Genomic DNA, 26,963 nt, shown 5'->3' with positions numbered 1-26,963 from the left:
AAATAAACTGTATTAATTAAAATGGCAACATTACAAAACATTAGATCGAAAGGACCTTTATTGGTGATCGTTATTGGCTTGGCGTTGTTTGCTTTCATTGCGGGTGACGCATGGAAAGTTCTTCAGCCACACCAATCACATGACGTAGGAGAGGTGAACGGGGACGCACTTTCCGCTCAGGACTATCAGGCATTGGTAGAAGAATATACTGACGTAATTAAGTTCTCCAGTGGGACGAGTTCGTTGAATGATGAGCAAACCAATCAGGTGAAAGATGAAGTATGGCGTACATACGTAAATAATAAACTTCTTGAAAAAGAAGCAAAAAAATTAGGTCTTACAGTTTCAAAAGCTGAAATCCAGGCAATTATTGACGCAGGTGTTCATCCGCTTTTACAGCAGACTCCGTTTCGTAATCCGCAGACTGGTGCTTTTGATAAAGATATGCTGAAAAAATTCCTGGTAGATTATTCTAAAATGAATCAGTCTCAAATGCCGGCACAATACGCTGAATATTATAACTCAATGTATAAGTTCTGGTCATTTGTAGAAAAAAGTCTGATACAGAATCGTCTTGCTGAGAAATATCAGGCATTGATCTCAAAATCACTGTTCTCTAATCCGGTAGAAGCACAGGATGCTTTTGATGCAAGAGTAAATCAGATGGATTTGTTGCTTGCTGCCGTTCCTTATTCTTCTATTGTTGATTCTACAATAACAGTGAAAGAGTCTGAGTTGAAAGATCTGTATAATAAGAAGAAAGAACAGTTCAAGCAGTATGTAGAAACCCGTGACATTAAATACATCGATGTACAGGTAACTGCAAGTCCTGAAGACAGAGCTGCTATCGAAAAAGAAGTGGGCGAATATACTCAGCAGTTAGCAAATACTGAAAGTGAATATACTACTTTTATTCGTTCGACAGGTTCAGAAAAACCTTATGTTGATTTGTATTATAACAAAACTGCTTTCCCGAGAGATGTAGTAGCCCGTATGGATTCTGCAGTTCTGAATAAAGTGTATGGTCCTTACTATAATGGTAGTGATAACACAATCAACTCTTTCAAAGTTATTGCTAAAACTGCAGCTGCCGACTCTGTAGAGTTTCGTCAGATTCAAGTTGTAGCTGAAGATGCTGCAAAGACTAAAACATTGGCTGATAGTATCTATAATGCAATAAAAGGTGGTGCAAACTTTGTTGATTTAGCAAAGAAATATGGTCAGACCGGAGAAGCAAACTGGGTTTCATCTGCCAATTATGAAAATGCGCAGATTGATGGTGATAATCTGAAATTTATCTCAACTATTAATAATCTGGGTGTAAACGAAATGACCAATCTTCCTTTGGGACAGGCTAATGTTATTCTTCAGGTTACTAATAAGAAAGCCGTTAAGGATAAATATAAAGTGGCTGTTATTAAACGTACAGTGGACTTTAGCAAGGAAACTTATAGTAGAGCTTATAATGATTTCAGCCAGTTTATCGCAGCTAATCCTTCTTTGGATAAAGTGGTGGCTAATGCTGAAGAAGCTGGTTATAGATTACTCGAAAGAAATGATCTGTATAGCTCTGAGCATGGAATTGGTGGAGTTAAGGGTACAAAAGAAGCTTTGAAGTGGGCTTTCGCAGCTAAGCCAGGTGAAGTTTCTGGTTTGTATGAATGTGGTGAGAGCGACAGAATGTTGGTGGTTGCACTGGCTGGCATAACTCCTGAAGGTTACCGTTCTTTGAAACAGGTACAGGATCAGTTGAGAGCTGAAATAATAAAGGATAAGAAAGCCGAAAAGATCATGAATGATATGAAGGCTGTCAATGCGACTTCTTTTGATCAGTATAAGTCAATGGCTAACGCTGTGAGCGACTCTGTAAAACATGTAACTTTTGCGGCTCCTGCTTATATACCGGCTTTGCGTAGTAGTGAACCTTTAGTAGGTGCTTATGCTTCGGTTGCTGAGTTGAATAAGTTGAGTGCTCCGATTAAAGGTAATGCAGGAGTATTTGTATTGCAGATGTATGCTAAGGACAAGTTGAATGAAACATTTGATGTAAAAGCTGAAGAAGCTACATTGGAAAATATGCATGCACGCCTGGCGGGACGTTTGATGAACGATCTCTATCTGAAGGCTGAGGTGAAAGATACACGTTATCTGTTCTTCTAAGAAGAACTGACTTATATATGAAAAGGCTGTTTCCGCATAGGGAGCAGCCTTTTTACGTTAACTTTTGGTGGTAGTCTGCTCTGAAATCAACTTTAATTCCTTACATTTGCATAAATAAACATTGAATTGTACAGAATATGTCCAAATATCCTCTTTTAGGAATGACTCTTGATGAGTTGCAGTCGGTGGTGAGAGGCCTGGGAATGCCGAAGTTTGCTGCTAAGCAGATTGCATCGTGGCTTTATGATAAAAAGGTAAACTCTATTGATGAGATGACAAATCTGTCATTGAAACACCGTGAAGCACTTGGGGCAGAATACGAAGTAGGAGGGGTGCCTCCTGTTGAGGCAATGCATTCGGTAGATGGGACTATTAAGTATCTTTTTCAGGTAGGTGAGAAGAACTTTGTAGAGGCAGTCTACATTCCTGATGACGATCGTGCAACACTTTGTGTTTCTTCTCAGGTAGGTTGTAAGATGAATTGTAAGTTTTGTATGACTGGTAAGCAAGGTTTTACTACAAACCTGACTGCTAATCAGATACTAAATCAGATCAGTTCATTGCCCGAGCGGGATAAGCTGACTAATGTTGTGTTGATGGGAATGGGCGAGCCTTTGGATAATCTGGATGAAGTGTTAAAGGTATTGGAAGTTTTAACTGCATCTTATGGTTATGGTTGGAGTCCTAAGCGAATAACACTTTCTTCTATCGGTTTGCGTAAAGGTTTGCAGCGTTTCATAGAGGAGAGTGATTGTCATCTGGCTATTAGTTTACATTCTCCGATTCCCTCGCAGCGTTTAGACTTAATGCCTGCAGAGCGTGCTTTTTCTATTACTGAAATTGTAGATTTGTTAAAGAACTATGATTTTAGCAAACAACGCAGACTTTCATTTGAATATATTGTTTTTAAAGGCGTCAACGATTCGATGATATACGCCAAAGAACTTGTGAAATTGCTCCGTGGGGTAGATTGTAGAATAAACCTGATTCGTTTTCATGCTATTCCGGGAGTAGATCTGGAAGGAACGGATATGGAGACAATGGTAACATTCCGTGATTATCTGACTTCACATGGTGTTTTTTCTACGATTCGTGCTTCGCGCGGTGAAGACATTTTTGCGGCTTGTGGTATGTTGTCTACTGCAAAGCGGGAGGGGAATAACAAGAATTAATATAAATTATTAACTTATCCGATGAAAATATACGAACTTATCGTAGTTTTGTAAAAACATTAAAAATGATCAATATGAAGAAGTATCTGTTTTTTATCAGTATGGCTCTTGTAGCATTGACTTTTTCTTCTTGTAACGGCAAGAAGGGTGTGTTTACTCCGACCTCCAGTGGTCGTGCATATGAGATTCTTGTAGTAGTTGATCATGCCTTGTGGGAGCGTCCTGCGGGAAGAGCTTTGTTTGATGTGCTTGATACGGATGTTCCGGGATTACCGCAGTCTGAACGTTCATTCAGGATTATGTATACCTCTCCGAGAGACTATGATTCTACATTAAAATTAATACGCAACATTATTATAGTGGATGTGCGTGATATATATACCAAACCGGCATTTAAGTATGCAAAGGATGTATATGCTGCTCCTCAGCTTATTTTGACTATTCAGGCTCCCAATGAGCAGGAGTTTGAAAAGTTTGTAGAGGAAAACAAACAACAGATTATCGACTTCTTCACACGTGCTGAGATGAATCGTCAAATTTCCCAGCTTCATAATAAACACAATGATTACATCTCTACCAAAGTAGGCAGTAAATTTGATTGTGATATTTGGCTTCCGTCTGAATTATCTTCTTCTAAAGAAGGGGAAGATTTTTTCTGGGCATCTACTAATACGGCTACCGGAGATCAGAACTTTGTGATCTATTCTTATCCTTATACTGATAAGGATACTTTTACTAAAGAATATTTTATTCATAAGCGTGACTCTGTGATGAAAGCTAATATTCCGGGAGCTAAAGAAGGCATGTATATGTCTACGGATTCTATAACAGTGGATGTCCGTCCTATCGATGTGCATGGAGATTACACCATGGAAGCCCGTGGACTTTGGCGTATGAAGGGCGACTTTATGGGTGGTCCGTTTGTGTCTCATACCCGTTTGGACAAAGCCAATCAGCGCATTGTAACAGCAGAAGTATTTGTATATTCACCTAATAAATTAAAACGTAATCTGGTACGTATGCTCGAAGCATCATTGTATACATTGAAGCTTCCTACAGAAAAGACCCAGGGAGAGATTCCGATGGGTGTGGCCAGAGAAGAACAAACTAATAAATAACGACACATGGAAGATAGTAAAATAAGGGTTGGTATTACGCAAGGAGATATCAATGGCGTAGGCTATGAAGTGATATTGAAAACTTTTGCCGATCCTGTTATGCTGGAGTTGTGTACTCCGATTATTTACGGTTCCCCTAAAGTGGCAGCTTATCATCGTAAATCATTGGATTTACCTACTAACTTTAGTATTGTTAATTCTGCTTCTGAGGCAGCTTTCAATCGTTTGAGTGTAGTAAACTGTACGGACGACGAAGTGAAAGTGGAATTCTCTAAACCGGATCCGGAAGCAGGAAAAGCTGCACTCGGTGCTTTAGAGAAGGCTATTGAAGAATTTAGAGAAGGATTGATTGACGTCATCGTGACGGCTCCGATCAATAAACATACCATTCAGTCGGAAGGATTTTCATTTCCCGGACATACCGAATATATTGAGGAGAGACTGGGTGATGGAAGTAAATCATTGATGATCCTGATGAAGGACGACTTTCGGGTGGCACTGGTAACAGGGCATATTCCCGTACGTGATATTGCTTCAACCATTACTAAAGAACTTATTCAGGAGAAAATTGCTATTTTTAATCGCTCCCTGAAGCAGGATTTTGGTATTGGTGCACCACGTATTGCTGTACTGGCTCTGAATCCTCATGCAGGAGATGAGGGGTTACTTGGTACCGAAGAGCAAGAGATTATTATCCCGGCAATTCAGGAAATGGCTGCTAAAGGAATACTTTGCTACGGTCCTTATCCGGCTGACGGATTTATGGGCTCGGGTAACTTTACTCATTTTGATGGTGTGCTGGCTATGTATCATGACCAGGGATTGGCACCATTCAAGGCATTGGCTATGGATGAAGGGGTAAACTATACGGCCGGACTTCAGGTAGTACGTACTTCGCCGGCTCATGGAACAGCATATGATATTGCCGGAAAAGGACTGGCTTGTGAAGACTCTTTCCGTCAGGCAATCTATGTGGCAATAGATGTGTTCCGCAATCGCCTGCGTGATAAAGAAGCTCATGTTAATCCGTTGAGAAAACAATATTACGAGAAACGTGATGACAGTGATAAGTTGAAGCTTGACACTGTGGATGATGATGTATAAACAAAAACACAAGAAGGAATTTATAGTGCGATTATGACGAAAGCGGAAATTCAACAAGTAAAACTTAGGTTCGGTATTATTGGTAATACAGAGGCTTTGTCGCGCGCCATTGATGTTGCCATCCAGGTTGCACCCACTGACTTGTCCGTGTTGATAACCGGAGAAAGTGGTGTGGGAAAGGAGAGCTTTCCGCAGATTATTCATCAGTATAGCCGTCGCAAACATGGGCAATACATTGCAGTAAACTGTGGTGCTATTCCTGAGGGCACAATTGATTCTGAACTGTTTGGACATGAAAAAGGAGCTTTTACGGGAGCAATTGGCGAACGAAAGGGATACTTTGGCGAAGCTGATGGTGGAACAATATTTCTGGATGAAGTAGGGGAATTGCCTTTACCAACTCAGGCTCGTTTGCTTCGTGTACTTGAGAGCGGAGAGTTTATCAAGGTAGGTTCATCAAAAGTACAGAAGACGGATGTACGTATCGTTGCTGCTACTAATGTTAATCTGACACAGGCTATTGCGGACGGACGTTTTCGCGAAGATCTGTACTATCGTCTCAATACGGTTCCTATTCAGATACCTCCTTTGCGTGAACGTGGTGAAGATGTGTTGTTACTATTCCGTAAGTTTGCCAGTGATTTTGCCGAGAAGTATCGTATGCCTGCTATTCAGCTGACAGAAGATGCCAAACAGGTGTTACTAGCTTATCCATGGCCGGGAAATGTGCGCCAGCTAAAGAATATAACAGAACAGATTTCGATTATAGAAACCAATCGTGAGATTAACGCAGCTATTTTGCAAACATATCTCCCGGCTCAGAACACGCAACGTCTGCCGGCTTTGTTCGGAATAAAAGATAATAAAGGGTTTGAGAGTGAACGTGAGATTCTTTATTCGGTTTTGTTTGATATGAGACAGGAAGTATCTGAATTGAAGAAGATGGTTCACAATTTGATGGCAGAGAAGGGAAGTGTGCCCATTGTGGCACCTACGCCACCTTCAACAATGCCTACAATCATTCATACGGTGAAGGCTCCCTGCCCGGTAGATGATGATATACAAGATACGGAAGAGTATGTGGAAGAGTCTCTTTCTTTGGATGAAGTGGAGAAAGAAATGATACGTAAAGCCCTGGATAAACATCATGGGAAGAGAAAAAGTGCAGCTCAGGATTTGAATATTTCGGAACGCACCCTCTACAGAAAAATAAAAGAATATGGATTGGAATAAAAAAATACCACAATGGATGTTATTACTGGCTTTGCCGGTAATACTTCTGGCGTGTACAGTCTCTTATAAGTTTAATGGGGCGTCTATTAATTATGATAAAGTAAAGACAATCTCAATTGCTGATTTTCCTATAAAATCTGCTTATGTTTATCAGCCTTTGGCAAATAAGTTTAATGACGATTTAAAAGATATTTTTACTCGTCAGACTCGTTTGCAATTGGTGAGAAATGCCAATGCTGATTTGCAGATTGAAGGAGAAATAACAGGTATAAATGTGTATAATGAAGCTGTTTCGGCTGATGGGTTTTCTTCAAAAGCAAAAGTAACTGTTACAGTTAATGTTCGTTTTGTGAATAATACCAATCATGCAGAAGACTTCGAACAACAATTTTCGGCTTTCCGTTCCGACCTCGATCCGAATTCATTATTACCGAATATACCGGATGCAACGATTGCTGAAATAACGAAAGAGATAACTGATCAGATATTTAATGCGACAGTGGCAAATTGGTAATTTGAATGACTTCTGCTAACCTTCAACAATGGATTCAGCACCCCGAGATGCTGAATAAGGATACGTTGTATGAGCTTCGGACGATGCTTACACGCTATCCTTATTTTCAAACGCTGTGGTTACTATATTTAAAGAATTTGTATTTATTACACGACATTACATTCGGGGCCGAATTACGTAAAGCAACTCTTTATGTGGCCGACCGACGCTCACTTTTCTACCTCATAGAAGGAGATAAGTATATATTGCAATCCCGTAAAAAGAAAACAACCTCTGTAGATGAATTGCCGGAAATAGAGCCGAATCTTGATCGCACTTTAGCGTTGATAGATGCTTTTTTGTCTACTGTACCGGAAGAAGTAACTTCTCAGACCAGCCTGGATTATACGACGGACTATACGGCTTATTTACTACAGGATGATGGTATTTCTACCGATGATGAAACCGAAGCACCCAAACTTCGTGGCTTTGAACTGATTGATGGGTTTATTGAAAAAAGTGAGAGTGAACCGGCTCTTAAGTTACAACCTTTGCCAGATGGAAATTTATCAGGAGAAGAATCTCCGGAACAATCTTCTTCCGAAGAATTGAGTACCGAAGAAGAAGAGGAGGATGATAGCTGTTTCACAGAAACATTGGCTAAAATCTATGTTAAACAGCAAAGATATTCCAAAGCTCTTGAAATTATTAAAAAATTAAGTTTGAAATATCCAAAAAAAAATGCTTACTTTGCAGATCAAATAAGATTTTTAGAAAAACTGATTATTAACGCTAAATCAAAATAACAAAAAATGTACTTATTATTCGTTATCTTAATGGTCATTGCAGCCATATTGATGTGCTTTATTGTACTGATTCAAAATTCTAAAGGTGGTGGTCTTGCATCCGGCTTCTCATCATCCAATGCAATAATGGGCGTTCGCAAAACTACAGATTTTTTGGAAAAAGCTACTTGGGGATTGGCAGCATTCATGGTTATAATGAGTATTGCTACAGCTTATGTTGTCCCTACTAATGCATCCAGAGGACAGGATGTAATTCTGGAACAAGCTCAGCAAGAAGAAAAAACAAATCCGTATAACCTGCCTTCGGGTACAGCTGCACCTGCTACTGAAGCACCTGCTGCAGAAACACCGACTGCACCTGCAACAGAAACTCCTGTGGCAGAATAATTACAGATGGAAAGTTAAAGAAAAAGAGAAGAGGCTATAAATCCAGGGGATTTGTAGCCTTTTTTTGTTAATAAAATAGAACTATGACGGAACAATTAAAAAAGAAATTGAATGACTCTGTGGCTACCCGTTGGGGAGCATTAGCCATTGTTGCCTTTACTATGATGGCAGCCTATTATGTGAATGATGTAATGGCGCCATTGAAAAACATGTTGGAATCAGATTTGGCATGGACCAGTACGGAGTTTGGCTTTTTCACGGGAGCATACAGCTTCCTGAATGTATTCTTGCTGATGCTGATTTGGGGAGGATTGATTCTGGATCGCTTTGGTATTCGTTTCACCGGAAAGTTGGCAGCTATCCTGATGGTAGTAGGTACGGGATTGGAATACTATGCTATTACAGCTCTGGCTGGAGATGAATCACTTATATTTGGATATAAAACCGGGGTATTTGTCGCTTCTGCCGGTTACTCTATTTTTGGAGTGGGAGCTGAAGTAGCCGGTATTACTGTTTCTAAAATTATAGCTAAATGGTTTCGTGGAAAGGAGATGGCCACTGCTATGGGGGTACAGGTTGCCTTGGCACGTATCGGTTCCCAGGCTGCTTATTCTGTAGCTATACCTTTGGCACGTAATTTTAGTATTGATACTCCTCTGTTGATTGGTTTTGTATTACTTATAGGAGGGTTAGTTGCCTTTTTTGCCTTCTCTATGATGGACAAAAAGCTGGATAAGCAAGTAGAGGCTTCTACTGAGGATGGAGATGAGGACAAGTTCTCCTTTAAAGATGTAAAGCACATTCTTACCAATCCGGGATTTTGGTTGATTGCATTGTTGTGCGTGCTGTTCTATTCTTGTGTTTTTCCGTTCCAGAAGTTTGCATCCGAGCTGATGATTGGTAAATATGGGATTGATGAAAGCGTGGCTGGTTCTATTGTGGGCCTGCCTGCTTTGGGAGCATTGATACTGACTCCGGTTTTTGGTGGTCTGGTTGATAAACGTGGAAAAGCTGCTTCTATTATGATGTTGGGTGCAGCTATGTTGATTTGTGTTCACTTTATTTATGCAATTCCCAGCATTGATAATTGGCTTGTAGCAATTGTTTTGATGATTATTCTGGGCATTGCTTTTTCTCTGGTACCTTCGGCCATGTGGCCTTCTGTGGCAAAAATATTCCCTGTAAATCAGTTAGGAACGGCATATGCTCTTATTTTCTTTATACAGAATATAGGTCTGTGGGGTATTCCTACTCTTATTGGTTGGGTACTTGATACCTATTGTGTAGTGGGAACAAGTGGAAATGCTAACGAGTATGACTATACAATCCCGATGTGTATTTTTACAGGTTTAGCCACCTTGTCTTTGTTTGTCGCTTTCTTGTTAAAGGTAGTTGATAAAAAGAAGGGATATGGTTTGGAATTACCCAATATAAAGAAATAAATGTATGGCTGCGAAAGAAAAGATCAACTTGTTGGAGGTTATTCCCTTCCGCAGTGCACACATTACAACCAAAAAGGAAAGCGATGGCACTATTGTCATCGCTTTTCCCCGGTTTAAGTATGAATGGATGCAACGTTTTTTACTACCCAAAGGAATGCCCTCTGATATTCATGTACATCTTGAAGAACATGGTACTGCCGTGTGGGAGCAAATAGATGGCAAAAGTACGATACGTGAGATAATAGAAAAACTCGCAGATCACTTCAACCATGAAGAGAACTACGAGTCTCGGATACTTGCTTATTTTTCTCAGTTACAAAAAGATGGATTTGTCAAACTGACAATTAACGAATAAAAATAGCCCATAATATAACGGCGCATGCCAATAGAACCCCGATGATAATGAGAGTTCCGAACACAAAGTAACGGTCATCGGCTTCTTTCTTTTCTTTGGATTGCCGGATGATACGTCCCATTTCCTCAGGAGTCGTGTCGGGTAGGGGATAGGGTGTTTTCGTTTGTAAGCGTTTCATCCTCTCGTTGGTTCGCGCTCTGCGTAAGTTGGCAGAGTCTCTGCCTTCTTTCAATCGACGGATCATGTCGAGCATATGTCCTTCGCCACCCATATTATAAGTTATTTAGAGAATGAATAATAGTCGTTTATTTCCCTTCTTCCCTGTCAACTTTAACCAGACCACCGGTAACCGGATTGAATGTTACTTTAATCGTTGAGTTTTTGTTGAATAATGTAGGTGCCAGATATTCTACTGTTCCGAATTGAGTAACAGGCACTTCATCTTCAAATAACACATCTTTTCCCTGAGTCAGTAAAATAGAAGCTTTGCCTGGTACGTTGTAGGCCACACCATCTACCTTTTTCTTACCGTCGTCCTGTGGAATATTAACTGTTTTCAGATTTTTCAGGGTAATATAAACCGGTTCGCCTGCAAGGTCATTGTTGGCTACCACGCCCAGTTTCTTTGAGAATCGGAAAGCTACTTCATTATTCATCTCCTTTGCGGGATTCAGGCGAATCGTATATATTTTCTCTTCTCTATTGTATGTGCCAGAGAACATTTCTGTCATAGCCCGCTCCTGCTCTTCCAGATTGTCAAGCATCAGTTTGAGTTGTGCTCCGTCTTTGGGCATGTTGTCTGCTTGTCCGCGTACCAGCGCATTTTTACTTTCACGGATGTTGTAGATTTCTTTTGCCACGAGTTCTGCCATTTTAGCTGTTGAGTTGGCCATTAAGATCTCTTCTGTGAGGAAATCTCTTGGATTAACCTTTTTCTGTGCAGGTACAATTGTCTTGGCAGGCAGAGTCTTTTTTCCCTCGATAGGTACATTGATTGATTTGATAATTCCATCCTCTGTCAGTTCAATTAACGGAGCTACGGTTTTATCTTTCATCTTTACGAAATATACATTCTCTTTATCGGGTATACCTACCGGTTTTACTTTTACGCTTGTTAATTCCCAATATTCTTTCGGATCAACAGATATGTTGTTTAGCCGCAGGTAGCGATCTGCATATTTACCAAATTCTCCCGGTGTATATGTTGTTTTATTAACTTTGACTTCGAGCTCTATCTGTGTTTTGGGAAGTGCATAGGTTACTCCGTAATCTTTGCCTCGCATTACACCAGCCACAACATCTGTTTGAGCAGATATCATAGTGGTGGCAGCCAACAGTCCTGTCAATATGATTAGTTTTTTCATTTCTGTCTATTTTTAACTGGTTTAGAAAACAAAGTTAATGAACTTATTCGGAAATTCATAAGTTCTTAACCTTTATTCGCTTACAAGTCTCCATGCCATAGGCAGATTGTTGACGATATCTCCTGCTGTAAGCCCAATTGTACCTAACTTTTTACGAGCGAAGTCACCGGCAAGTCCATGGACGAATGTTCCGGTCTTGGCAGCTTCTTCTGCCGTATAACCCTGAGCGAGTAATGCCAGAATGATGCCTGTCAACACATCTCCGCTTCCGGCAGTAGCCATTCCCGGATTGCCGGTGGGGTTAAAGAAACATTTTCCGGTTGGAGTGATGATAGCAGAATAGGCACCTTTTAATACAATATGTACTTTGGCGGTACGGGCAAGCTCTATTGCTTTGGTCAGGCGTTCATAAGAATCCTGGCATTTACCTACCAGGCGTTCCAACTCTTTGGGATGAGGAGTAAGGATTGAACCTTTGGGTAGGTTGGTCAGTGCATGGCGATGATTGGCCAATATGTTCAGTGCATCCGCATCTACTACCAAAGGAGTCTGGCAGCCATTCAATTGTTCCAGCAGTGCAGCTTCTGTTTCTTCGTTTCGTCCCAATCCCGGTCCTACGCCTACTGCCTGATAGTCATCCGTATCTGTTGGTATGGCAAAACAAGTCTCACTGGCGTCTTGCTCCACTATTGCTTCGGGAACCGCTGTCTGTAAAATGTTATTGTTGCAAATAGGAGCATGCACAGTGAGTAAACCTACCCCCGAGCGTAAACATGCACGAGCCGACAGTATCGATGCTCCTGCCATTCCGCGTGAACCGGCTATCAATAGTGCATGACCAAAGTTTCCTTTGTGCGAAAATCTCTTTCGGGGTTTGATAATAGACCGTATATCCTCCACTTCCAACATTTCATAGTTGGTATCTAACTCCTCGATGCCTTCCTGGCTCAGGTTGATGTCAAGTAACTCCCATTCTCCGATGAATTCAGCATTTTCAGCAAAAAGAAAAGCAAGTTTAGGCAGTTGCAGGCTGAAGGTAACATCGGCCCGGATGATGTTGGCCCGGACATTAAATGTATTCTCTTCTCCCATCAGTCCCGAAGGAATATCAATGGATGCTACAGTAGCAGGTGAAGAGTTAATGTATTTGACTACTGCTGCAAACCCTCCGCTGAGAGGCTTGTTCAATCCGGAACCAAATAAACCGTCGATAACCAGATGTTCATCCGTCAAGGGCGGTGGAGCGAATTGCGTACTTACTTCGTGGAAGGTTATTTCGTCCATGATCTCTACCAGTTCTTTATTGGCCTGGCAATCGGGTGAAAGTTCTCCTTTGGTGTTGAAAAGGAAAACTTCTACTTTATACCCTTTTTCTGCCATCATACGGGCTACGGCAAGGGCGTCTCCTCCATTATTGCCAGGTCCGGCAAATACAGTAACCGGGGTTTCGTTATCCCAGCGGTTAGTGATGGCTTCTGTTAGTGCATTGGCTGCACGCTCCATCAGTTGGATTGACTGAATGGGTTCATGCTCAATGGTATAAGCATCCAGCTTCTTGATAGTGTTACTTGGAAATATTTTCATGATTTGTTTCTTTAATTTTCTGACTCGCAAAGATAGTAATTATTTGTCCGATTAAAACTTGTTTTAGTATGAATCCTTTGCTCCTTTCGGCTACTTAAGTAACCCGAAAGATTTCATACAATACTTTTTTTTGTAGTTGTTTCAATGCATTGAGAAAAAATTCTCAATACGTCGAGAAACTTTTCTCAATAGGTTGAGAGTAAATTCTCAATAGGTTGAAACAAAATTCTCATAGTAATGAAACAGGATGAAACACATTGTTTCTTTCACCTTTAGTTGCATATTTTTTACGGAATAAAAGTACTTTTTCGTACCTTTGCGTCCCATAAACTACTAAACACTCTACTTATGGGAGCATTACAAGGGCATCCAAAGGGCCTTTATTTAATCTTTGCAACAAGCACAGCAGAACGTTTCAGCTATTACGGTATGCGTGCTATTTTTATTCTTTTTTTAACTCAGGCTCTACTTTTTGATACCGAAGCAGCAGCATCCATTTATGGTAGCTATACCGGATTGGTATATTTAACTCCGTTGATTGGCGGATATATAGCCGATAAGTATTGGGGGATACGCCGTTCTGTTTTTTGGGGTGCTGTAATGATGGGGGTAGGACAGTTAATGATGTTTCTGAGTGCCTCCATGCTCGATAAAGCGGAACTGTCACATTGGTTGATGTATGGTGGCCTGACCTTTCTTATATTAGGAAATGGTTCATTCAAACCTACTGTATCGTCATTGGTAGGACAACTTTATAAACCGGGAGATAAGCGTCTTGATGCAGGCTATACCATTTTTTATATGGGAGTGAATGTGGGCTCTTTTATTGCTCCTTTGGTTTGTGGCTATTTTGGAGATACCGGTAATCCGGAAGATTTTAAATGGGGTTTTCTGATTGCTGCATGTATGATTGTATTTACTATCCTTTTGTTTGAAACGCAGAAGAACAAGTATTTGATATCTCCTGACGGTGAACCGCTGGGTATAATTCCGGACGCGAAGAAGGAGAAAAAGATGGATACTGAAGAAAAAATAGCTCATCCGCAACTAAGCCGGAGCCAGAAAAGGCGGAATATTTTTCTATTAGTGCTTCTTACACTAGTATTGGGCAGTCTCTTTTATCTTTGGTTTGGCGACGAATGGGTCAGTATCGGTATATTCACCGCTTGCATCGTGTTTCCTACCACCATTTTATTGGATGGTTCATTAACAAAGATCGAACGTAGCCGTATTTTTGTAATTTACATTGTAGCATTCTTCGTCATCTTCTTTTGGGCAGCTTATGAACAGGCCGGTGCTTCCTTAACTCTCTTTGCTGCCGACCAGACGAATCGTGATATCTTAGGTTGGGAGATGCCGGCTTCCTGGTTTCAGTCTTTCAATCCGTTTTTTGTGGTAATACTTGCCTATATAATGCCGGGCGTCTGGGCTTTTCTCAACAAACGGAATATGGAGCCTTCTTCACCTACCAAGCAAGCTATTGGTCTGTTACTTTTATCTTTGGGATACCTCTTTATTTGCTTTGGAGTGAAAGATGCCCAACCGGGTGTGAAAGTAAGTATCATCTGGCTGACAGGGCTTTATTTTATTCATACAATGGGTGAGATAGCTTTGTCGCCCATTGGCTTGTCGATAGTAAATAAACTGACTCCGATTCGTTTTGCCTCCCTTATGATGGGAATCTGGTATCTTTCTACTGCTACTGCCAATAAATTTGCCGGGATGCTTGCCGGGCTTTACCCCGAGGCAGGTAAAGTAAAAACACTCTTTGGATATCAGATTGCAAATATGTACGACTTCTTTATGGTGTTCGTCATTATGTCGGGCATTGCGTCCCTTATTCTGTTCCTTCTCTCGAAGAAATTGCAAAAGATGATGCATGGAGTGGAATAAAAATTGTATTTTTGCATCCAACTTTTTTAAATAATCGGTTATGGACACCATTCAGATAAAAGACAAATTGTTCACTGTTTCCATTAAAGAACAGGATATTCAAAAAGAAGTAATTCGTGTAGCGAACGAAATTAACCGGGACCTGGCAGGTAAGAACCCTTTGTTCCTCAGTGTGCTGAACGGTTCGTTCATGTTTACTGCCGATCTGTTGAAACATATCACTATCCCTTGCGAGATTTCTTTCGTGAAACTGGCTTCTTATCAGGGAATCACTTCAACGGGAGTTATCAAAGAAGTGATCGGTCTGAACGAAGACATTGCCGGCCGCACGGTAGTTATCGTAGAAGATATTGTAGATACAGGCTTTACGATGCAGCGTTTGCTCGAGACATTGGGTACCCGAAATCCGGAGACTATACATATTGCTTCTCTGCTGGTGAAGCCCGACAAACTGAAAGTGGATTTGAATATCGAATATGTAGCAATGGAAATACCGAACGATTTTATTGTTGGTTACGGACTCGATTATGACGGTTTCGGGCGAAACTATCCGGACATTTATACTGTGGTAGACTAAATTCAAATACAAACTAATTTATAGGTAAAAAAGATGTTGAACATTGTAATTTTCGGTGCTCCCGGTTCAGGAAAGGGAACACAGAGTGAACGTATTGTAGAAAAGTATGGTATCAATCACATCTCTACCGGAGATGTTTTGCGTGCAGAAATTAAAAATGGTACAGAGTTGGGCAAGACTGCTAAAAGTTATATTGATCAGGGACAACTGATTCCCGACGCACTGATGGTAGACATTCTGGCCAGCGTTTTTGATAGTTTTGAGGATAGTAAGGGAGTTATTTTTGATGGTTTCCCAAGAACTATTCCGCAAGCAGAAGCGTTGAAAGTAATGTTGAAAGAACGTGGACAGGATATTTCTGTAATGCTTGACCTGGATGTTCCCGAAGATGAGTTGATGACTCGCCTTATCAAACGCGGAAAGGATTCAGGACGTGCCGATGACAACGAAGAAACAATCAAAAAACGTCTTGTAGTATATAATACTCAGACTTCACCCTTGAAAGAATTCTATAAAGGTGAAGGAAAATACCAACACATCAATGGGCTTGGCTCAATGGATGGTATTTTTGAGGAAATATGTAAGGCGGTAGATACATTATAAATAATTAGAGTAGTTAAGTAGTGAGTAGTAAGTAGTTAAGTAGGAATGCTGGCGTAATCATCTGAAGATCTTTTAGTATGGCAAAAAGCTCATAAATATGTTTTAAATATTTATCGGGTGACTAAAGGCTTTCCTAAAGAAGAGATGTTCGGATTGGTTAATCAAATGCGACGTGCCTCTGCTTCTATTACTGCTAACATTGCAGAAGGATTTGTAAGAGTAGGGCAGAAAGATAAATTACACTTTTACAACATATCACAAGGCTCATTGGAGGAAACAAGAAACTTCGTTATTCTTTCCAAAGACCTGGGATATATTTCAGAAGAAGATAAAACAGTACTCCTGGGGTTGGCTTCTGAAGTGAGTAGAATGCTGAATGCTTATTGTCAAGGTCTGCTGAAATATTACTAAATCCATCTTCTACTTACTACTTAACTACTAAATTCTAACTACTAAATATTATGGCTGAATCGAATTTTGTTGATTACGTAAAGATATACTGTCGCTCAGGTAAGGGCGGAAGAGGCTCTACGCACATGAGGCGCGAGAAATATGTTCCTAACGGTGGTCCTGATGGGGGCGATGGCGGAAGAGGAGGCCATGTTATTTTGCGAGGTAACCGTAACTACTGGACGTTGCTCCATCTGAAGTATGACCGTCATGCGATGGCTACTCATGGAGAATCCGGTAGTAAAAACAAGAGTTTTGGTAAGGACGGTGTAGACAAAATAATTGAAGTGCCTTGTGGAACAGTGGTATACAATGCTGAAACAGGAGAGTATATCTGTGATGTGACCGAACATGGACAGGAAGTTATCTTGTTGAAAGGTGGACGCGGTGGACAAGGAAACTGGCATTTCAGAACGGCTACCCGACAGGCACCCCGCTTTGCACAACCCGGTGAGCCGATGCAGGAAATGACGGTAATCATGGAGTTGAAACTTTTGGCTGATGTGGGGTTAGTGGGGTTCCCCAATGCGGGTAAGTCTACACTATTGTCTGCTGTTTCTGCTGCTAAGCCCAAAATAGCCGACTATCCGTTTACTACACTGGAACCCAATTTAGGTATTGTTTCTTATCGCGACGGGAAATCGTTCGTGATGGCCGATATCCCCGGAATTATTGAAGGTGCCAGTGAAGGTAAGGGACTTGGATTGCGATTCCTGCGTCATATTGAGCGCAACTCTCTTTTGTTATTCATGGTCCCGGCAGATAGTGATGATATCCGTAAGGAATATGAAATACTGCTGAATGAACTGAGTACCTTTAATCCGGAAATGCTTGATAAGCAGCGTGTACTCGCTATTACAAAAAGTGATATGCTCGATCAGGAGTTGATGGATGAGATAGAACCTACGTTGCCTCAGGGGATTCCGCATTTGTTTATTTCTTCTGTTTCTGGTTTGGGAATTTCAGCATTGAAAGATATCCTGTGGGAAGAGTTGAATAAAGAAAGCAATAAGATAGAGGCTATTGTACATCGTCCTAAGGATGTAAGTCGCTTGCAGGAAGAACTCAAAGCCATGGGAGAGGATGAAGATCTTGAATATGAGTATGAGGACGGCGATGATGACGATGATCTGGATTATGAATACGAAGAAGAGGATTGGGAAGAGAAATGATTTCACTTACAAAAGATAAAAGAATGTTGGGATATGCATCATTGGATGTGTATTCCGACATTTTTCATTTTGTAACCACCCGTATAGGCGGGTGCAGTGAGGGGACATATGCTACATTCAATTGCTCGCCTTTTGCTGGTGACGAGATGGCATGTGTCCGCCGGAATCAGGAGATCTTGTTTGAAGCAATGCCGGAGAAGCCTCATGAATTGATTATCCCACACCAGACACATGGAACGAAGAATCTGGTGGTAGATGAAGCCTTTCTTGCTCTTTCTGAAGAGGATAGATGTATGCGTCTGGAAGGTATTGATGCCCTGATAACTCGTGAGGAAGGTTGTTGTATTTGCGTTTCTACGGCAGATTGTGTTCCTATATTGCTATATGACAGGCAGCATCAGGTGGCAGCTGCCGTTCATGCCGGGTGGCGGGGGACGGTGAATTTTATCGTTGGTCATACACTGGAACAGATGCGGACGGTTTATGGAACGGAAGGTTCGGAGGTTGTGGCCTGCATCGGTCCTGGTATTTCGTTGGAATCCTTTGAAGTCGGTGATGAGGTATATGATACCTTTCGGTTGAATGGTTTTGATATGTCACGTATCTCTTATCGTAAGGCGGAGACGGGAAAATATCATATCGATCTGTGGGAGGCCAATCGCCAGCAATTGCTTGACTTTGGTGTCCCCGGTTGCCAGATCGAAGTATCGGGCATTTGTACTTATATTCATCATGATGAATTCTTTTCGGCACGAAGGTTGGGCATCACCTCAGGGCGTATTTTATCGGGAATAATGAAGAGAGTAACAGAGCCATAGAGTGATAGGTTATAAAGTTATAGAGTTATGTTTTTAGCTTTTATAGTCTTCATACCTATGACCCTATAACTTTATAATCCTCACCTCTTCCATAGCTCTATAATTCTATAATTTTTTTATGATAACAGTATCTGGAGAAATAAAAGAAGCATGTCCCGGTTTTGCGGGAGTAGCAGTCTATGCAGAAGTCAAAAACACAGCTTACTGTAAAGGACTTTGGGAGGAGATAAATGCTTTTACTAAAGAATTGACTTCGACTACACGGATGGAAGATATTAAGTTGCAGCCAGCTATTGCTGCTACACGTGAGGCATATAAACGTTGTGGTAAAGATCCGGGACGTTACCGTCCTTCGGCTGAGGCTTTGCGCAGACGTTTAATGCGTGGTATTCCATTGTATCAGATAGATACGCTGGTTGATTTGATTAATCTGGTGTCGCTTCGTACCGGTTATTCCATTGGTGGTTTTGATGCCGATAAAATAAAGGGGACAACATTGGAATTGGGGATCGGAAAAGCAAATGAACCTTTTGAAGGTATTGGCAGAGGTGTGCTGAATATTGAAGGATTACCCGTATACAGGGATGAAATAGGAGGCATAGGTACGCCTACCAGTGATAATGAACGAACAAAGATGGGATTGGATACTACTCATATCCTTGCAATAGTCAATGGATATAGTGGTGTGGACGGATTGGCTGAAGCGGCTGATATGATACAGGAATTATTAAAAAAATATGCCGGTTGTGATAGTGCGCAACTATTTTTCTTTGAATAATTATCGAAAGCATGGAAAACACATTGATTTGGCTATTATGCACTCTTTTTTCTATAGTAAATAATGTAGATTTACCCGAGAAACCACACTTTTCAAGTATGGAGATCAATCATATCCGGGTAGCGACACCGGGATTATTTACTAAGGATGAGAGTCTCTTGTTGCATTTAGACACTCTGACAGAGAATGAATACGCTTTTCCATTGCCTGGTGCAAAGGTTATTTCTCCGTATGGAACCCGGAGAGGACATAGTGGAGCGGACTTAAAAACGTGTGCCGGCGATACGATACGTGCTGCTTTTTGCGGAGTTGTGCGAATGTCAAAACCTTATGCTGCTTATGGAAATGTAGTGGTGATTCGGCATTCGAACGGACTTGAGACCATTTATAGTCATAATGTGAAGAATCTGGTGCAGAGTGGAGATAGGGTATTAGCCGGGCAACCAGTGGCTTTGACCGGACGTACAGGACGGGCTACGACAGAGCATTTGCATTTTGAAACCCGAATTAACGGACAACATTTTAATCCGGATCTCATTTTTAATTTGAAAGAAGGTACTTTACGTAAAGAGTGCGTTCAATGTGCAAAAAAAGGAAATGGAATATTGGTGAAAGCAATAGCCAAAAAGTAATGGGTTGAAACAGGCTCAACTGTTTTTAGTGAGGGTGTTAAAAGTCTGATAGGACCTTTAATGGGTGTCTTCGGAAACGCAGATTTACGCAAATACAATTTAGCTTGTTTAAATAGATTCATTTCTGTATGGTATTTCACCACAGAGGTAGCAGAGGACACGGAGTTTAAATCTTTTAAAACGCAGATGATCGCAGATTCCCACAAAGGGAAATAACGATAAAACAAAGAACTGCAGTCTTTTAATCTGCGTTCATCTGTGATCATCCGCGTTTCATCAGAGAAAATAATATCTCTGTGCTCTCCGTGTCCTCCGTGGTGAACAGCTTCATGTCCATACTTATTTATTCTTAGCAAACTGAATACATACAGGTTTGCTCATCTTTATATCCTTACCGGTATTTTTAAGTAATCCGCTTACTGTGTCTCTTTCGAAAACCTGGATCATATTACTATCCCGGCAGGCTACCAACAAAAACTTTCCGTTAGGAGTTATATTAAAATGACGTGGATGAAGGCCTGTTAGCTGATAACCAACTTTAGCCAGTGTGCCTTTTTCCGGATTCACTTCAAAGATGGCAATTCCATCCTCTTTCAGTCTGTTGCTCGCATATAAATACCTTCCATCCGGACTCAGGTGGATATCTGCACTACCTCTTGCCTGTATGGTATCTGCTACAATTGTTTGTATTTCATTCAGTCTCCCGTCCGAATAAGTGAAAGCAATTACTTTTCCGGACAATTCGTTTATTAAATAAGCATACTTTCCGTCTTTACTGAATATCAGGTGTCTTGGACCAGATCCGGGCTGAATGTTTACAGCCTCGGACAGAGGTCGTGGCAACTCCTCTTTTGAATGTACCGCATAACGTAATATACGGTCGGCACTGAAGTCTGTAGCAAAAATATAATTACCATCCGGAGAGAAGAGCGTACAATGAATATGTGGAGTAGCCTGCCTGTCCAGGTCCGGTCCTGAAGCTGTACCTTGAAACAGCGTATCGACTGATTCCAAAGAACCATCATACCGGATAGGGAAAACAGACATTGTGCCACCACTGTAATTGGCAGTAAGCACTTTTTTCCCATCGGTAGCTACGTAGCATGGATCTTCTCCTTTTGTTCTTTGTTTGTTCAAAAGGGTCAATGTACCCTTCTCTTTGTCAAAGGCAAAAGCATTGATAGAAGCTGTTGTGTCGTTCTCTTCGCTGACAGCGTATACAAATCGATTGTCGGGTGAGAGGGTGAGATAGGAGGGGTTTGATACTTCTATTTCACTAAGTGGAGTTGCCACGCCGCTCTCTTCATTGAAACGAAATGTATAAATGCCTTTACTGCTACCTGATGTATAAGTACCCACCAGCATAGTCAATTCATGTTCTGCCCGTTGTTGAGATGCATTGCGGGTAGTACAGGCGGATGACAGCATACTGGCGGCACACAGGCCGATAACCAATCTGAACATAATTTATTTCTTTTTCAACTGCTCCAGTTTCACTTCTGAGATACCCACGCGGTCACTGCCCAGTACGATACGCAGGTCGCTTGCGGTGGTTCCCTTGAAACGGAAAGGAAGCAGTTTGTTATACTCTTTTACAGTGCCTGAGTATACGGTAAGGAATTGCCCTCCGCCACCCGAGAGCTGAATTTCAAATTCGGCTGGTAGTCCGTTGGCGCGGCTGAAGGCTATGGAAACTCCGTCTACTTTGGCTCCGTTCTCAAGAGCAAAGGTAATATAATCTCCTTTATTTCCTTCCCAGACAGTGGATAAATTGTTATCAAGTACATTATTCTTCATTTCTCCGTTAGTACTGGCACTGACAGGGTCGGCTGTTTTTGTTTGTCCTGTCTCTATGGCACCATACTCTTTTACAGTCAGGATATCACTTAACCGAATATCTTCCGAAGAAGCACCCAGCATGATACTGAAGTCTCCCGGTTCTACTACCCAATCGTTTTTGGCGTTGAGAAGTTCCAGTGCTTTGCGGTCGAGAGTGAACGATACTTCTTTCGTTTCGCCCGGTTGCAGATGAATACGTTCAAATCCTTCAAGATTTTTTTCGTAGGTAGTGACGCTACTCAGGATATCGCGTACATAAAGTTGCACCACTTCATCTCCGGCACGTTTTCCGGTATTGGTTATTTTACAACGCACTTGCACCTTTTGGTTGGGAGTAATGATTTTGGGAGAAATACTGATATCCGAATATTCAAATGTAGTATAACTCAGCCCATACCCAAATGGATAAAGGGCACCGTTCACACGCGACATATTACCTTTCGGTCCGGGATTCTTACCACCGTCAATTTGCGAAGAAGGTTTGCAGGGGAAGTTAAAGGGGATCTGGCCTACACTTTTCGGGAAAGTGACTGTAAGCTTACCACCCGGATTATAATCACCAAACAGTACATCGGCTACTGCCGTTCCTCCTTTCGATCCCGGATACCAGGCTTCTATAATGGCAGGTACAAATTTATCTGCCCAGTTTACAGAGAGCGGACGTCCGTTGATAAGTATCAGTACAACTGGTTTGCCTGTAGCCTGTACTGCTTTCAGCAGGTCAAGCTGACGTCCCGGAAGATCAAGACTGCTGCGGGATTTATTTTCTCCGCAGGTCCGTTGTCCGCCACCCAGTACCACCACTGCTACATCTGCCTCTTTGGCTTGTGCCACTGCTTTGTCTATTTCGTTCTGTTCGTCGTTTGTCAACGGATAATCAATGATTTCTGACTCCGGCCAGTTGGCATCTACCAATTCACAACCTTTGGTGTAGAGTACCTCGGCTTTTCCGTCTACTTTTTGACGGATACCGCTGAGCACGGTAGTTACATCCACTGCTAATGGTCCGTAATGAGTCAGTGCATAGGCTGTTTCGTCTGCATTGGGGCCGCAGACAGCTATCTTCCTGATAGAAGCTACATCCAATGGAAGTGTGTTCTTGTCATTTTTTAGTAGTACAATCGACTCGCGGGATGCCTGCAAAGCTACGATTTCATTTTCTTCTTTCTCTACTTCTTCATCTGCTCCTTTCAAATCTGTCTGATAGGGAGTATCAAAAAGTCCGACGAGGAATTTTACCCGCAGAATATCACGTACACGGTCATTGATAATCTCTTCACTTAGTCCGCCTTCTTGCACCAGTTCCCGTAAAGGAAGTACGTATGAATCCGGAGAGCGGAAGGTACAACGCACGTTCAGTCCCGCTTCAACGCTTTGGCGCACAGCTTCTTTCATATCTTTGGCAGTACCGTGTTTTGTATAGAGGTATTCTACTGCATCACTGTCGGAAACCACATATCCGCGGAAACCCATTTGTCCGCGCAAGCGCGTCATCAGCCAGTAGTAACTGCTTTGAACAGGGAGTCCGTCATAGTCGTTATACGAACTCATCACACCCAGCAATCCGGCTTCCTGAATGACCCGTTTGAAGGGATAAACGTGTATCATTTCTACTTCGCGCGGAGACATTTGCGGATCTACACGTGCCATACCTTCACGGGCACCCTTGTTGTTGCTGTAAGCGATAAAGTGCTTTCCCGTAGCGGCTACCTGATAGTTGTGTTGCATGCCTTTTACCATTTCGATACCCAGTTCGGCTACGAGATAGGGCGATTCTCCATATACCTCTTCATAGCGTCCCCAACGCTGGTCACGTCCTACATCGAGTATGGGAGCGTATACATTGGTATATCCCAGCATGCGTGCTTCCCGACCGGTGATGAGTCCTACCTGATGGATGAGTTTACGGTTCCAGGTATGTCCTAATCCCAATTGGGTAGGAAAATTGGTTGCCTTGTAACTTTCTACTCCGCGAATTCCCTCATTGGTGAAATCTACGGGAATACCCAATCGGGTTTCTTCGATAAAGAAACGTTGTACTTCGTTTAAAGCCCAGGCATGACGCGAAGCAGGCCATACGTTCTCATTATCCGAGGGGGGTAATCCCCATTGCTGGAATCCATTGAGATGTTCGTCGATAGCTCCCATACCATCCTTCCATAACATTTGTTTCCATTCGGGAGTGGGTAATGCATCTTTCAGTACCCGTTTGTATCCATAGAGGGTCACCATTTGGCAGGTTTTCTCGTTCAGGTTCATCTGACTGAGTAAGTCTTCAATACGTGCATCGATGGGAGCAGTGGGATCTTCGTATACATCTTTAATGCCGTTTTTATTAAAATCTATCCAGCCTTTTTTATACATTTCGGTTTTTACAGGTTTGTATACGGCAGGTAACTTCATTGTTTTTTGTGCCGAAAGTATCGGAGTACTTCCCAAGAGCAGAGTCGCAATGATAAGTCTTTTCATGGTATGTGGTTTTATTAATAATATTCTGAGGGTCAAAGATAGTGTATGTTTATGATAAGGAAGGGGTAAAATAGTCCGAAAACAGGAGAAAAATGATCCGGAGAGGTACTTTTGTTTATTACTTTTAGGAAGTAGTGTAGAATGATTGATAATATTTGTGAATACATGACACAATGTCACGAAAGATTTTCTATCTTTGCAGAACTATATCTGGGGTTGACTGGATTTGACAGCGGGCAGAAATAGTGAGTAAGCATGCAGTGCGTCGTTGATTGGCACTTAAATCTCAGTCCTCAAAATTTTATCTGGCGAAACTAATTACGCTCTTGCTGCTTAATCGAATCATAGTAGATTAGCTTAATCCAGGCACCAGGTGCCAGGACGAGACATCACTCGGAAGCTGTTGCTCCGAAGCATTCCGGTTCAGTGGTGCAGTTACATCGGGGATAGCCTGAAGCGGCCTCGCGTTTTGGGTGAAACTTAAGAGGATAAGGTAATGGTTGATGGCTTTGGTTCTGCCGTTACACGAAAAATTAGGCAAAGATAAGCATGTAGAAAGCTTATGATTTCCTCGTTTGGACGAGGGTTCGACTCCCTCCAGCTCCACACAAAAAAAAGAAACCACTCTTTTAAGGGTGGTTTCTTTTTTATGTTCATCCAACAAATACGTGGTTGTCAAAAAAGTAAGTACAAGATTTTAAAAAAAGAGATGTAAGATAGTATATGAATATTTATTCTTATGTAATCGATTGATTTATAGCTAATATACATATCCTGTTTAAAGGTAAGCAAGAGTGTACACTTATGCGAATGTTAATTGTACACTTTTGCTATACTACATTGTACATTCTTGACAGACTAAAATGTACATTTTTGTAAAGTAAATCCAAAGTGTTAAAAAATGTATTAACACTATTAACAAACTGCGTATTTGTTGAATGAACTTTCGGGGTGTATATGATAGATAATAATTATTACCCTTTTTCTTTCAGAATCACATCATGTGCACCACCTTCGGTAATGCTTGTTGATGAAACCATGGTAATCTTGGCATTTTGTTGCAATTCCGGGATATTGACAGCACCACAGCTACACATGGTTGCTTTAATTTTGCCCAAAGTTACAGCAAGGTTGTCTTTCATCTTGCCTGCATAAGGTACGTAACTGTCTACACCCTCTTCGAATTTCAATGACTCCGTTCCACCCATATCATACCGTTGCCAGTTTTGTGCACGATTGGAGCCTTCACCCCAGTACTCTTTTACATAACTGTTTTTGATACATAGCTTTTTAGTAGGAGATTCGTCAAAACGGGCAAAATAACGTCCCATCATCAGGAAGTCAGCTCCCATAGCCAAAGCAAGCACCATATGATAATCTTGTACCAGGCCACCATCACTGCAAATAGGCACATAGATACCTGTTTGAGCTTTGTATTCGTCACGTGCTTTGGCTACATCCTGCAAAGCGGTTGCTTGTCCACGTCCAATACCTTTCTGTTCGCGGGTGATACAGATAGAACCTCCGCCAATGCCTACTTTTATGAAATCGGCTCCGGCTTCTACCAGATAACGGAAACCTTCTTTATCAACAACATTACCGGCACCAACCAGTACCTTGTTGCCATATTTTGTTTTGATCCATTTCAAAGTTTCATATTGCCATTCCGAGTAACCATCTGAAGAGTCGATGCAAAGTACATCTACACCGGCTTCTATCAGAGCGGGAACACGTTCCATGTAATCACGGCTATTGATTCCGGCACCTACCAACAGTTTTTTGTCCGGGCTGGATACTTCATTGGGATTTTCTTTATGACTGTCATAGTCTTTACGGAAAACGAAATAAGCCAGATGTTGTTCTTTATCAATAATAGGAAGGGTGTTGAGTTTGTGATCCCAGATTATCTGATTGGCTTCGCTTAATGTAAGCCCTACTTCACCTACAATCAGTTTTTCAAAAGGGGTCATGAAATCTTTGATCTTTTTGTCACGTGCATCTCTTGATATACGATAGTCACGACTGGTAACAAGGCCTAATAGTTTGCCATTCGGGGTACCATCGTCTGTAATCCCAATAGTAGAATGCCCTGTTTGTGCAAGCAGACGGAGTACATCGTCCAACGTATGTTCCGGTGTCAGGTTTGAATCGCTTGTTACAAAACCAGCTTTAAACTTTTTCACTTTTCGCACCATTTCTGCCTGGCTGGCAATGGGTTGTGAACCAAAGATAAAAGAAAGGCCTCCGTTACGTGCCAGCTCAATAGCCAATTCAGGACCAGATACAGATTGCATGATTGCTGAAACAAAAGGGATATTCAACTCGATTGCCGATTGTGCACCCACATTGTGTTTTACCAACGGTGTTCTCAATGAAACATTAGAGGGTACACACTGCTTGGTAGTAAGACCGGGAATAAGTAAGTATTCACCAAAAGTTCTGGAAACTTCTTCTACGTAGATTGCCATAAGAATTTTTATTTTTATGGCATGCAAAATTACTCATTTTTTTGAG

Annotated in this window: 23 protein-coding genes, 1 other RNA gene and 1 pseudogene; 19 read left to right on the top strand and 6 right to left on the bottom strand. The window is 41.6% G+C overall.

What is annotated here, in order from left to right:
- The first annotated feature begins 21 nt into the window (after nucleotides 1-21).
- From QX565_RS02645 to QX565_RS02600, 10 genes are all read left to right on the top strand, one after another.
- Nucleotides 22-2,160: a peptidylprolyl isomerase gene (locus QX565_RS02645; RefSeq protein WP_289291121.1), complete on the top strand. Its 2,139-nt coding sequence runs from the start codon at nucleotides 22-24 to the stop codon at nucleotides 2,158-2,160.
- A gap of 137 nt (nucleotides 2,161-2,297) precedes the next feature.
- Nucleotides 2,298-3,332: a dual-specificity RNA methyltransferase RlmN gene (gene rlmN / locus QX565_RS02640; RefSeq protein WP_002559643.1), complete on the top strand. Its 1,035-nt coding sequence runs from the start codon at nucleotides 2,298-2,300 to the stop codon at nucleotides 3,330-3,332.
- A gap of 74 nt (nucleotides 3,333-3,406) precedes the next feature.
- Entirely contained in the window at nucleotides 3,407-4,450 is a 1,044-nt protein-coding gene (locus QX565_RS02635) for a DUF4837 family protein (protein WP_002559644.1), read from the top strand.
- A gap of 6 nt (nucleotides 4,451-4,456) precedes the next feature.
- Nucleotides 4,457-5,554: a 4-hydroxythreonine-4-phosphate dehydrogenase PdxA gene (gene pdxA, locus QX565_RS02630; protein ID WP_221648718.1), complete on the top strand. Its 1,098-nt coding sequence runs from the start codon at nucleotides 4,457-4,459 to the stop codon at nucleotides 5,552-5,554.
- A 33-nt stretch (nucleotides 5,555-5,587) separates the two neighbouring features.
- Nucleotides 5,588-6,787: a sigma-54 interaction domain-containing protein gene (locus QX565_RS02625; protein WP_221648717.1), complete on the top strand. Its 1,200-nt coding sequence runs from the start codon at nucleotides 5,588-5,590 to the stop codon at nucleotides 6,785-6,787.
- A complete protein-coding gene (locus tag QX565_RS02620) occupies nucleotides 6,774-7,301 on the top strand; it encodes an LptE family protein (RefSeq protein ID WP_025867397.1) in 528 nt (175 codons plus the stop codon). The genes QX565_RS02625 and QX565_RS02620 overlap by 14 nt, the downstream gene beginning before the upstream one ends.
- A 5-nt stretch (nucleotides 7,302-7,306) precedes the next feature.
- A complete protein-coding gene (locus QX565_RS02615; RefSeq protein WP_221648716.1) occupies nucleotides 7,307-8,086 on the top strand; it encodes a DUF8458 domain-containing protein in 780 nt (259 codons plus the stop codon).
- Between the two features lie 6 nt (nucleotides 8,087-8,092).
- Entirely contained in the window at nucleotides 8,093-8,473 is a 381-nt protein-coding gene (gene secG, locus QX565_RS02610; RefSeq protein ID WP_007484465.1) for a preprotein translocase subunit SecG, read from the top strand.
- 83 nt (nucleotides 8,474-8,556) lie between these two features.
- The gene (locus tag QX565_RS02605; protein ID WP_221648715.1) at nucleotides 8,557-9,915 is read left to right on the top strand and encodes an MFS transporter; all 1,359 of its coding nucleotides are present in this window, start codon (nucleotides 8,557-8,559) and stop codon (nucleotides 9,913-9,915) included.
- A gap of 4 nt (nucleotides 9,916-9,919) precedes the next feature.
- Nucleotides 9,920-10,270, top strand: a complete 351-nt coding sequence (locus QX565_RS02600; RefSeq protein WP_221648714.1) for a PqqD family protein — start codon at nucleotides 9,920-9,922, stop codon at nucleotides 10,268-10,270.
- Here the strand turns inward: QX565_RS02600 and QX565_RS02595 are convergent.
- From QX565_RS02595 to QX565_RS02585, 3 genes are all read right to left on the bottom strand, one after another.
- On the bottom strand, nucleotides 10,260-10,541 hold the full coding sequence (locus QX565_RS02595) for a hypothetical protein (RefSeq protein ID WP_221648713.1): 282 nt from the start codon (nucleotides 10,539-10,541) through the stop codon (nucleotides 10,260-10,262). The two genes, QX565_RS02600 and QX565_RS02595, sit on opposite strands and share 11 nt — an antisense overlap.
- Nucleotides 10,542-10,575: 34 nt before the next feature.
- Entirely contained in the window at nucleotides 10,576-11,634 is a 1,059-nt protein-coding gene (locus QX565_RS02590) for a DUF4831 family protein (protein ID WP_221648712.1), read from the bottom strand.
- A gap of 72 nt (nucleotides 11,635-11,706) precedes the next feature.
- Nucleotides 11,707-13,218, bottom strand: coding sequence for an NAD(P)H-hydrate dehydratase (locus QX565_RS02585; RefSeq protein ID WP_221648711.1), 1,512 nt, complete (start codon nucleotides 13,216-13,218; stop codon nucleotides 11,707-11,709).
- 348 nt (nucleotides 13,219-13,566) lie between these two features.
- On the opposite strand from QX565_RS02585, the gene QX565_RS02580 reads away from it, so the two are divergent.
- From QX565_RS02580 to QX565_RS02545, 8 genes and pseudogenes are all read left to right on the top strand, one after another.
- Entirely contained in the window at nucleotides 13,567-15,111 is a 1,545-nt protein-coding gene (locus tag QX565_RS02580; RefSeq protein WP_289291115.1) for a peptide MFS transporter, read from the top strand.
- A 40-nt stretch (nucleotides 15,112-15,151) separates the two neighbouring features.
- On the top strand, nucleotides 15,152-15,688 hold the full coding sequence (hpt, locus tag QX565_RS02575; RefSeq protein ID WP_221648709.1) for a hypoxanthine phosphoribosyltransferase: 537 nt from the start codon (nucleotides 15,152-15,154) through the stop codon (nucleotides 15,686-15,688).
- A 33-nt stretch (nucleotides 15,689-15,721) separates the two neighbouring features.
- A complete protein-coding gene (locus tag QX565_RS02570) occupies nucleotides 15,722-16,291 on the top strand; it encodes an adenylate kinase (protein ID WP_221648708.1) in 570 nt (189 codons plus the stop codon).
- Between the two features lie 57 nt (nucleotides 16,292-16,348).
- Nucleotides 16,349-16,702: pseudogene (locus QX565_RS02565) on the top strand (four helix bundle protein); the annotation flags it as partial.
- Nucleotides 16,703-16,752: 50 nt separating this feature from the next.
- The gene (gene obgE / locus QX565_RS02560) at nucleotides 16,753-17,913 is read left to right on the top strand and encodes a GTPase ObgE (RefSeq protein ID WP_002559659.1); all 1,161 of its coding nucleotides are present in this window, start codon (nucleotides 16,753-16,755) and stop codon (nucleotides 17,911-17,913) included.
- Nucleotides 17,910-18,731: a peptidoglycan editing factor PgeF gene (gene pgeF, locus QX565_RS02555; protein WP_221648707.1), complete on the top strand. Its 822-nt coding sequence runs from the start codon at nucleotides 17,910-17,912 to the stop codon at nucleotides 18,729-18,731. The genes obgE and pgeF overlap by 4 nt, the downstream gene beginning before the upstream one ends.
- A gap of 118 nt (nucleotides 18,732-18,849) precedes the next feature.
- Entirely contained in the window at nucleotides 18,850-19,509 is a 660-nt protein-coding gene (locus QX565_RS02550) for a B3/B4 domain-containing protein (protein WP_221648706.1), read from the top strand.
- Nucleotides 19,510-19,520: 11 nt separating this feature from the next.
- On the top strand, nucleotides 19,521-20,141 hold the full coding sequence (locus QX565_RS02545; protein WP_221648705.1) for a M23 family metallopeptidase: 621 nt from the start codon (nucleotides 19,521-19,523) through the stop codon (nucleotides 20,139-20,141).
- Between the two features lie 339 nt (nucleotides 20,142-20,480).
- Here the strand turns inward: QX565_RS02545 and QX565_RS02540 are convergent, their stop codons facing one another.
- Nucleotides 20,481-21,605 (bottom strand): lactonase family protein, encoded by a 1,125-nt coding sequence (locus QX565_RS02540; protein ID WP_221648704.1) that lies wholly within the window; start codon nucleotides 21,603-21,605, stop codon nucleotides 20,481-20,483.
- 3 nt (nucleotides 21,606-21,608) lie between these two features.
- Complete coding sequence (locus tag QX565_RS02535) at nucleotides 21,609-24,449, bottom strand: beta-glucosidase (RefSeq protein WP_221648703.1); 2,841 nt, start codon at nucleotides 24,447-24,449, stop codon at nucleotides 21,609-21,611.
- Nucleotides 24,450-24,661: 212 nt separating this feature from the next.
- On the opposite strand from QX565_RS02535, the gene ssrA reads away from it, so the two are divergent.
- Nucleotides 24,662-25,058: a transfer-messenger RNA gene (gene ssrA / locus QX565_RS02530) on the top strand.
- A gap of 365 nt (nucleotides 25,059-25,423) precedes the next feature.
- On the opposite strand, the gene QX565_RS02525 is transcribed toward ssrA, so the two are convergent.
- The gene (locus QX565_RS02525) at nucleotides 25,424-26,917 is read right to left on the bottom strand and encodes an IMP dehydrogenase (protein WP_196039932.1); all 1,494 of its coding nucleotides are present in this window, start codon (nucleotides 26,915-26,917) and stop codon (nucleotides 25,424-25,426) included.
- Nucleotides 26,918-26,963 lie beyond the last annotated feature (46 nt).

Origin of the sequence: Bacteroides sp. 41_26 (genome assembly GCF_949740115.1) — a bacterium.
GTDB classification, from domain to species: Bacteria; Bacteroidota; Bacteroidia; order Bacteroidales; family Bacteroidaceae; genus Bacteroides; species Bacteroides nordii.
Note: the sequence above shows the minus strand (reverse complement) of the source record. Positions and strands in the feature narration are given on the sequence as shown.

What these genes read in the sequence shown, in the direction of transcription:
- QX565_RS02645 (WP_289291121.1), top strand. Translation starts at nt 22, where the DNA reads ATGGCAACATTACAAAACATTAGATCGAAAGGACCTTTATTGGTGATC.
- rlmN (WP_002559643.1), top strand. Translation starts at nt 2,298, where the DNA reads ATGTCCAAATATCCTCTTTTAGGAATGACTCTTGATGAGTTGCAGTCG.
- QX565_RS02635 (WP_002559644.1), top strand. Translation starts at nt 3,407, where the DNA reads ATGAAGAAGTATCTGTTTTTTATCAGTATGGCTCTTGTAGCATTGACT.
- pdxA (WP_221648718.1), top strand. Translation starts at nt 4,457, where the DNA reads ATGGAAGATAGTAAAATAAGGGTTGGTATTACGCAAGGAGATATCAAT.
- QX565_RS02625 (WP_221648717.1), top strand. Translation starts at nt 5,588, where the DNA reads ATGACGAAAGCGGAAATTCAACAAGTAAAACTTAGGTTCGGTATTATT.
- QX565_RS02620 (WP_025867397.1), top strand. Translation starts at nt 6,774, where the DNA reads ATGGATTGGAATAAAAAAATACCACAATGGATGTTATTACTGGCTTTG.
- QX565_RS02615 (WP_221648716.1), top strand. Translation starts at nt 7,307, where the DNA reads ATGACTTCTGCTAACCTTCAACAATGGATTCAGCACCCCGAGATGCTG.
- secG (WP_007484465.1), top strand. Translation starts at nt 8,093, where the DNA reads ATGTACTTATTATTCGTTATCTTAATGGTCATTGCAGCCATATTGATG.
- QX565_RS02605 (WP_221648715.1), top strand. Translation starts at nt 8,557, where the DNA reads ATGACGGAACAATTAAAAAAGAAATTGAATGACTCTGTGGCTACCCGT.
- QX565_RS02600 (WP_221648714.1), top strand. Translation starts at nt 9,920, where the DNA reads ATGGCTGCGAAAGAAAAGATCAACTTGTTGGAGGTTATTCCCTTCCGC.
- QX565_RS02595 (WP_221648713.1), bottom strand. Translation starts at nt 10,541, where the DNA reads ATGGGTGGCGAAGGACATATGCTCGACATGATCCGTCGATTGAAAGAA.
- QX565_RS02590 (WP_221648712.1), bottom strand. Translation starts at nt 11,634, where the DNA reads ATGAAAAAACTAATCATATTGACAGGACTGTTGGCTGCCACCACTATG.
- QX565_RS02585 (WP_221648711.1), bottom strand. Translation starts at nt 13,218, where the DNA reads ATGAAAATATTTCCAAGTAACACTATCAAGAAGCTGGATGCTTATACC.
- QX565_RS02580 (WP_289291115.1), top strand. Translation starts at nt 13,567, where the DNA reads ATGGGAGCATTACAAGGGCATCCAAAGGGCCTTTATTTAATCTTTGCA.
- hpt (WP_221648709.1), top strand. Translation starts at nt 15,152, where the DNA reads ATGGACACCATTCAGATAAAAGACAAATTGTTCACTGTTTCCATTAAA.
- QX565_RS02570 (WP_221648708.1), top strand. Translation starts at nt 15,722, where the DNA reads ATGTTGAACATTGTAATTTTCGGTGCTCCCGGTTCAGGAAAGGGAACA.
- obgE (WP_002559659.1), top strand. Translation starts at nt 16,753, where the DNA reads ATGGCTGAATCGAATTTTGTTGATTACGTAAAGATATACTGTCGCTCA.
- pgeF (WP_221648707.1), top strand. Translation starts at nt 17,910, where the DNA reads ATGATTTCACTTACAAAAGATAAAAGAATGTTGGGATATGCATCATTG.
- QX565_RS02550 (WP_221648706.1), top strand. Translation starts at nt 18,850, where the DNA reads ATGATAACAGTATCTGGAGAAATAAAAGAAGCATGTCCCGGTTTTGCG.
- QX565_RS02545 (WP_221648705.1), top strand. Translation starts at nt 19,521, where the DNA reads ATGGAAAACACATTGATTTGGCTATTATGCACTCTTTTTTCTATAGTA.
- QX565_RS02540 (WP_221648704.1), bottom strand. Translation starts at nt 21,605, where the DNA reads ATGTTCAGATTGGTTATCGGCCTGTGTGCCGCCAGTATGCTGTCATCC.
- QX565_RS02535 (WP_221648703.1), bottom strand. Translation starts at nt 24,449, where the DNA reads ATGAAAAGACTTATCATTGCGACTCTGCTCTTGGGAAGTACTCCGATA.
- QX565_RS02525 (WP_196039932.1), bottom strand. Translation starts at nt 26,917, where the DNA reads ATGGCAATCTACGTAGAAGAAGTTTCCAGAACTTTTGGTGAATACTTA.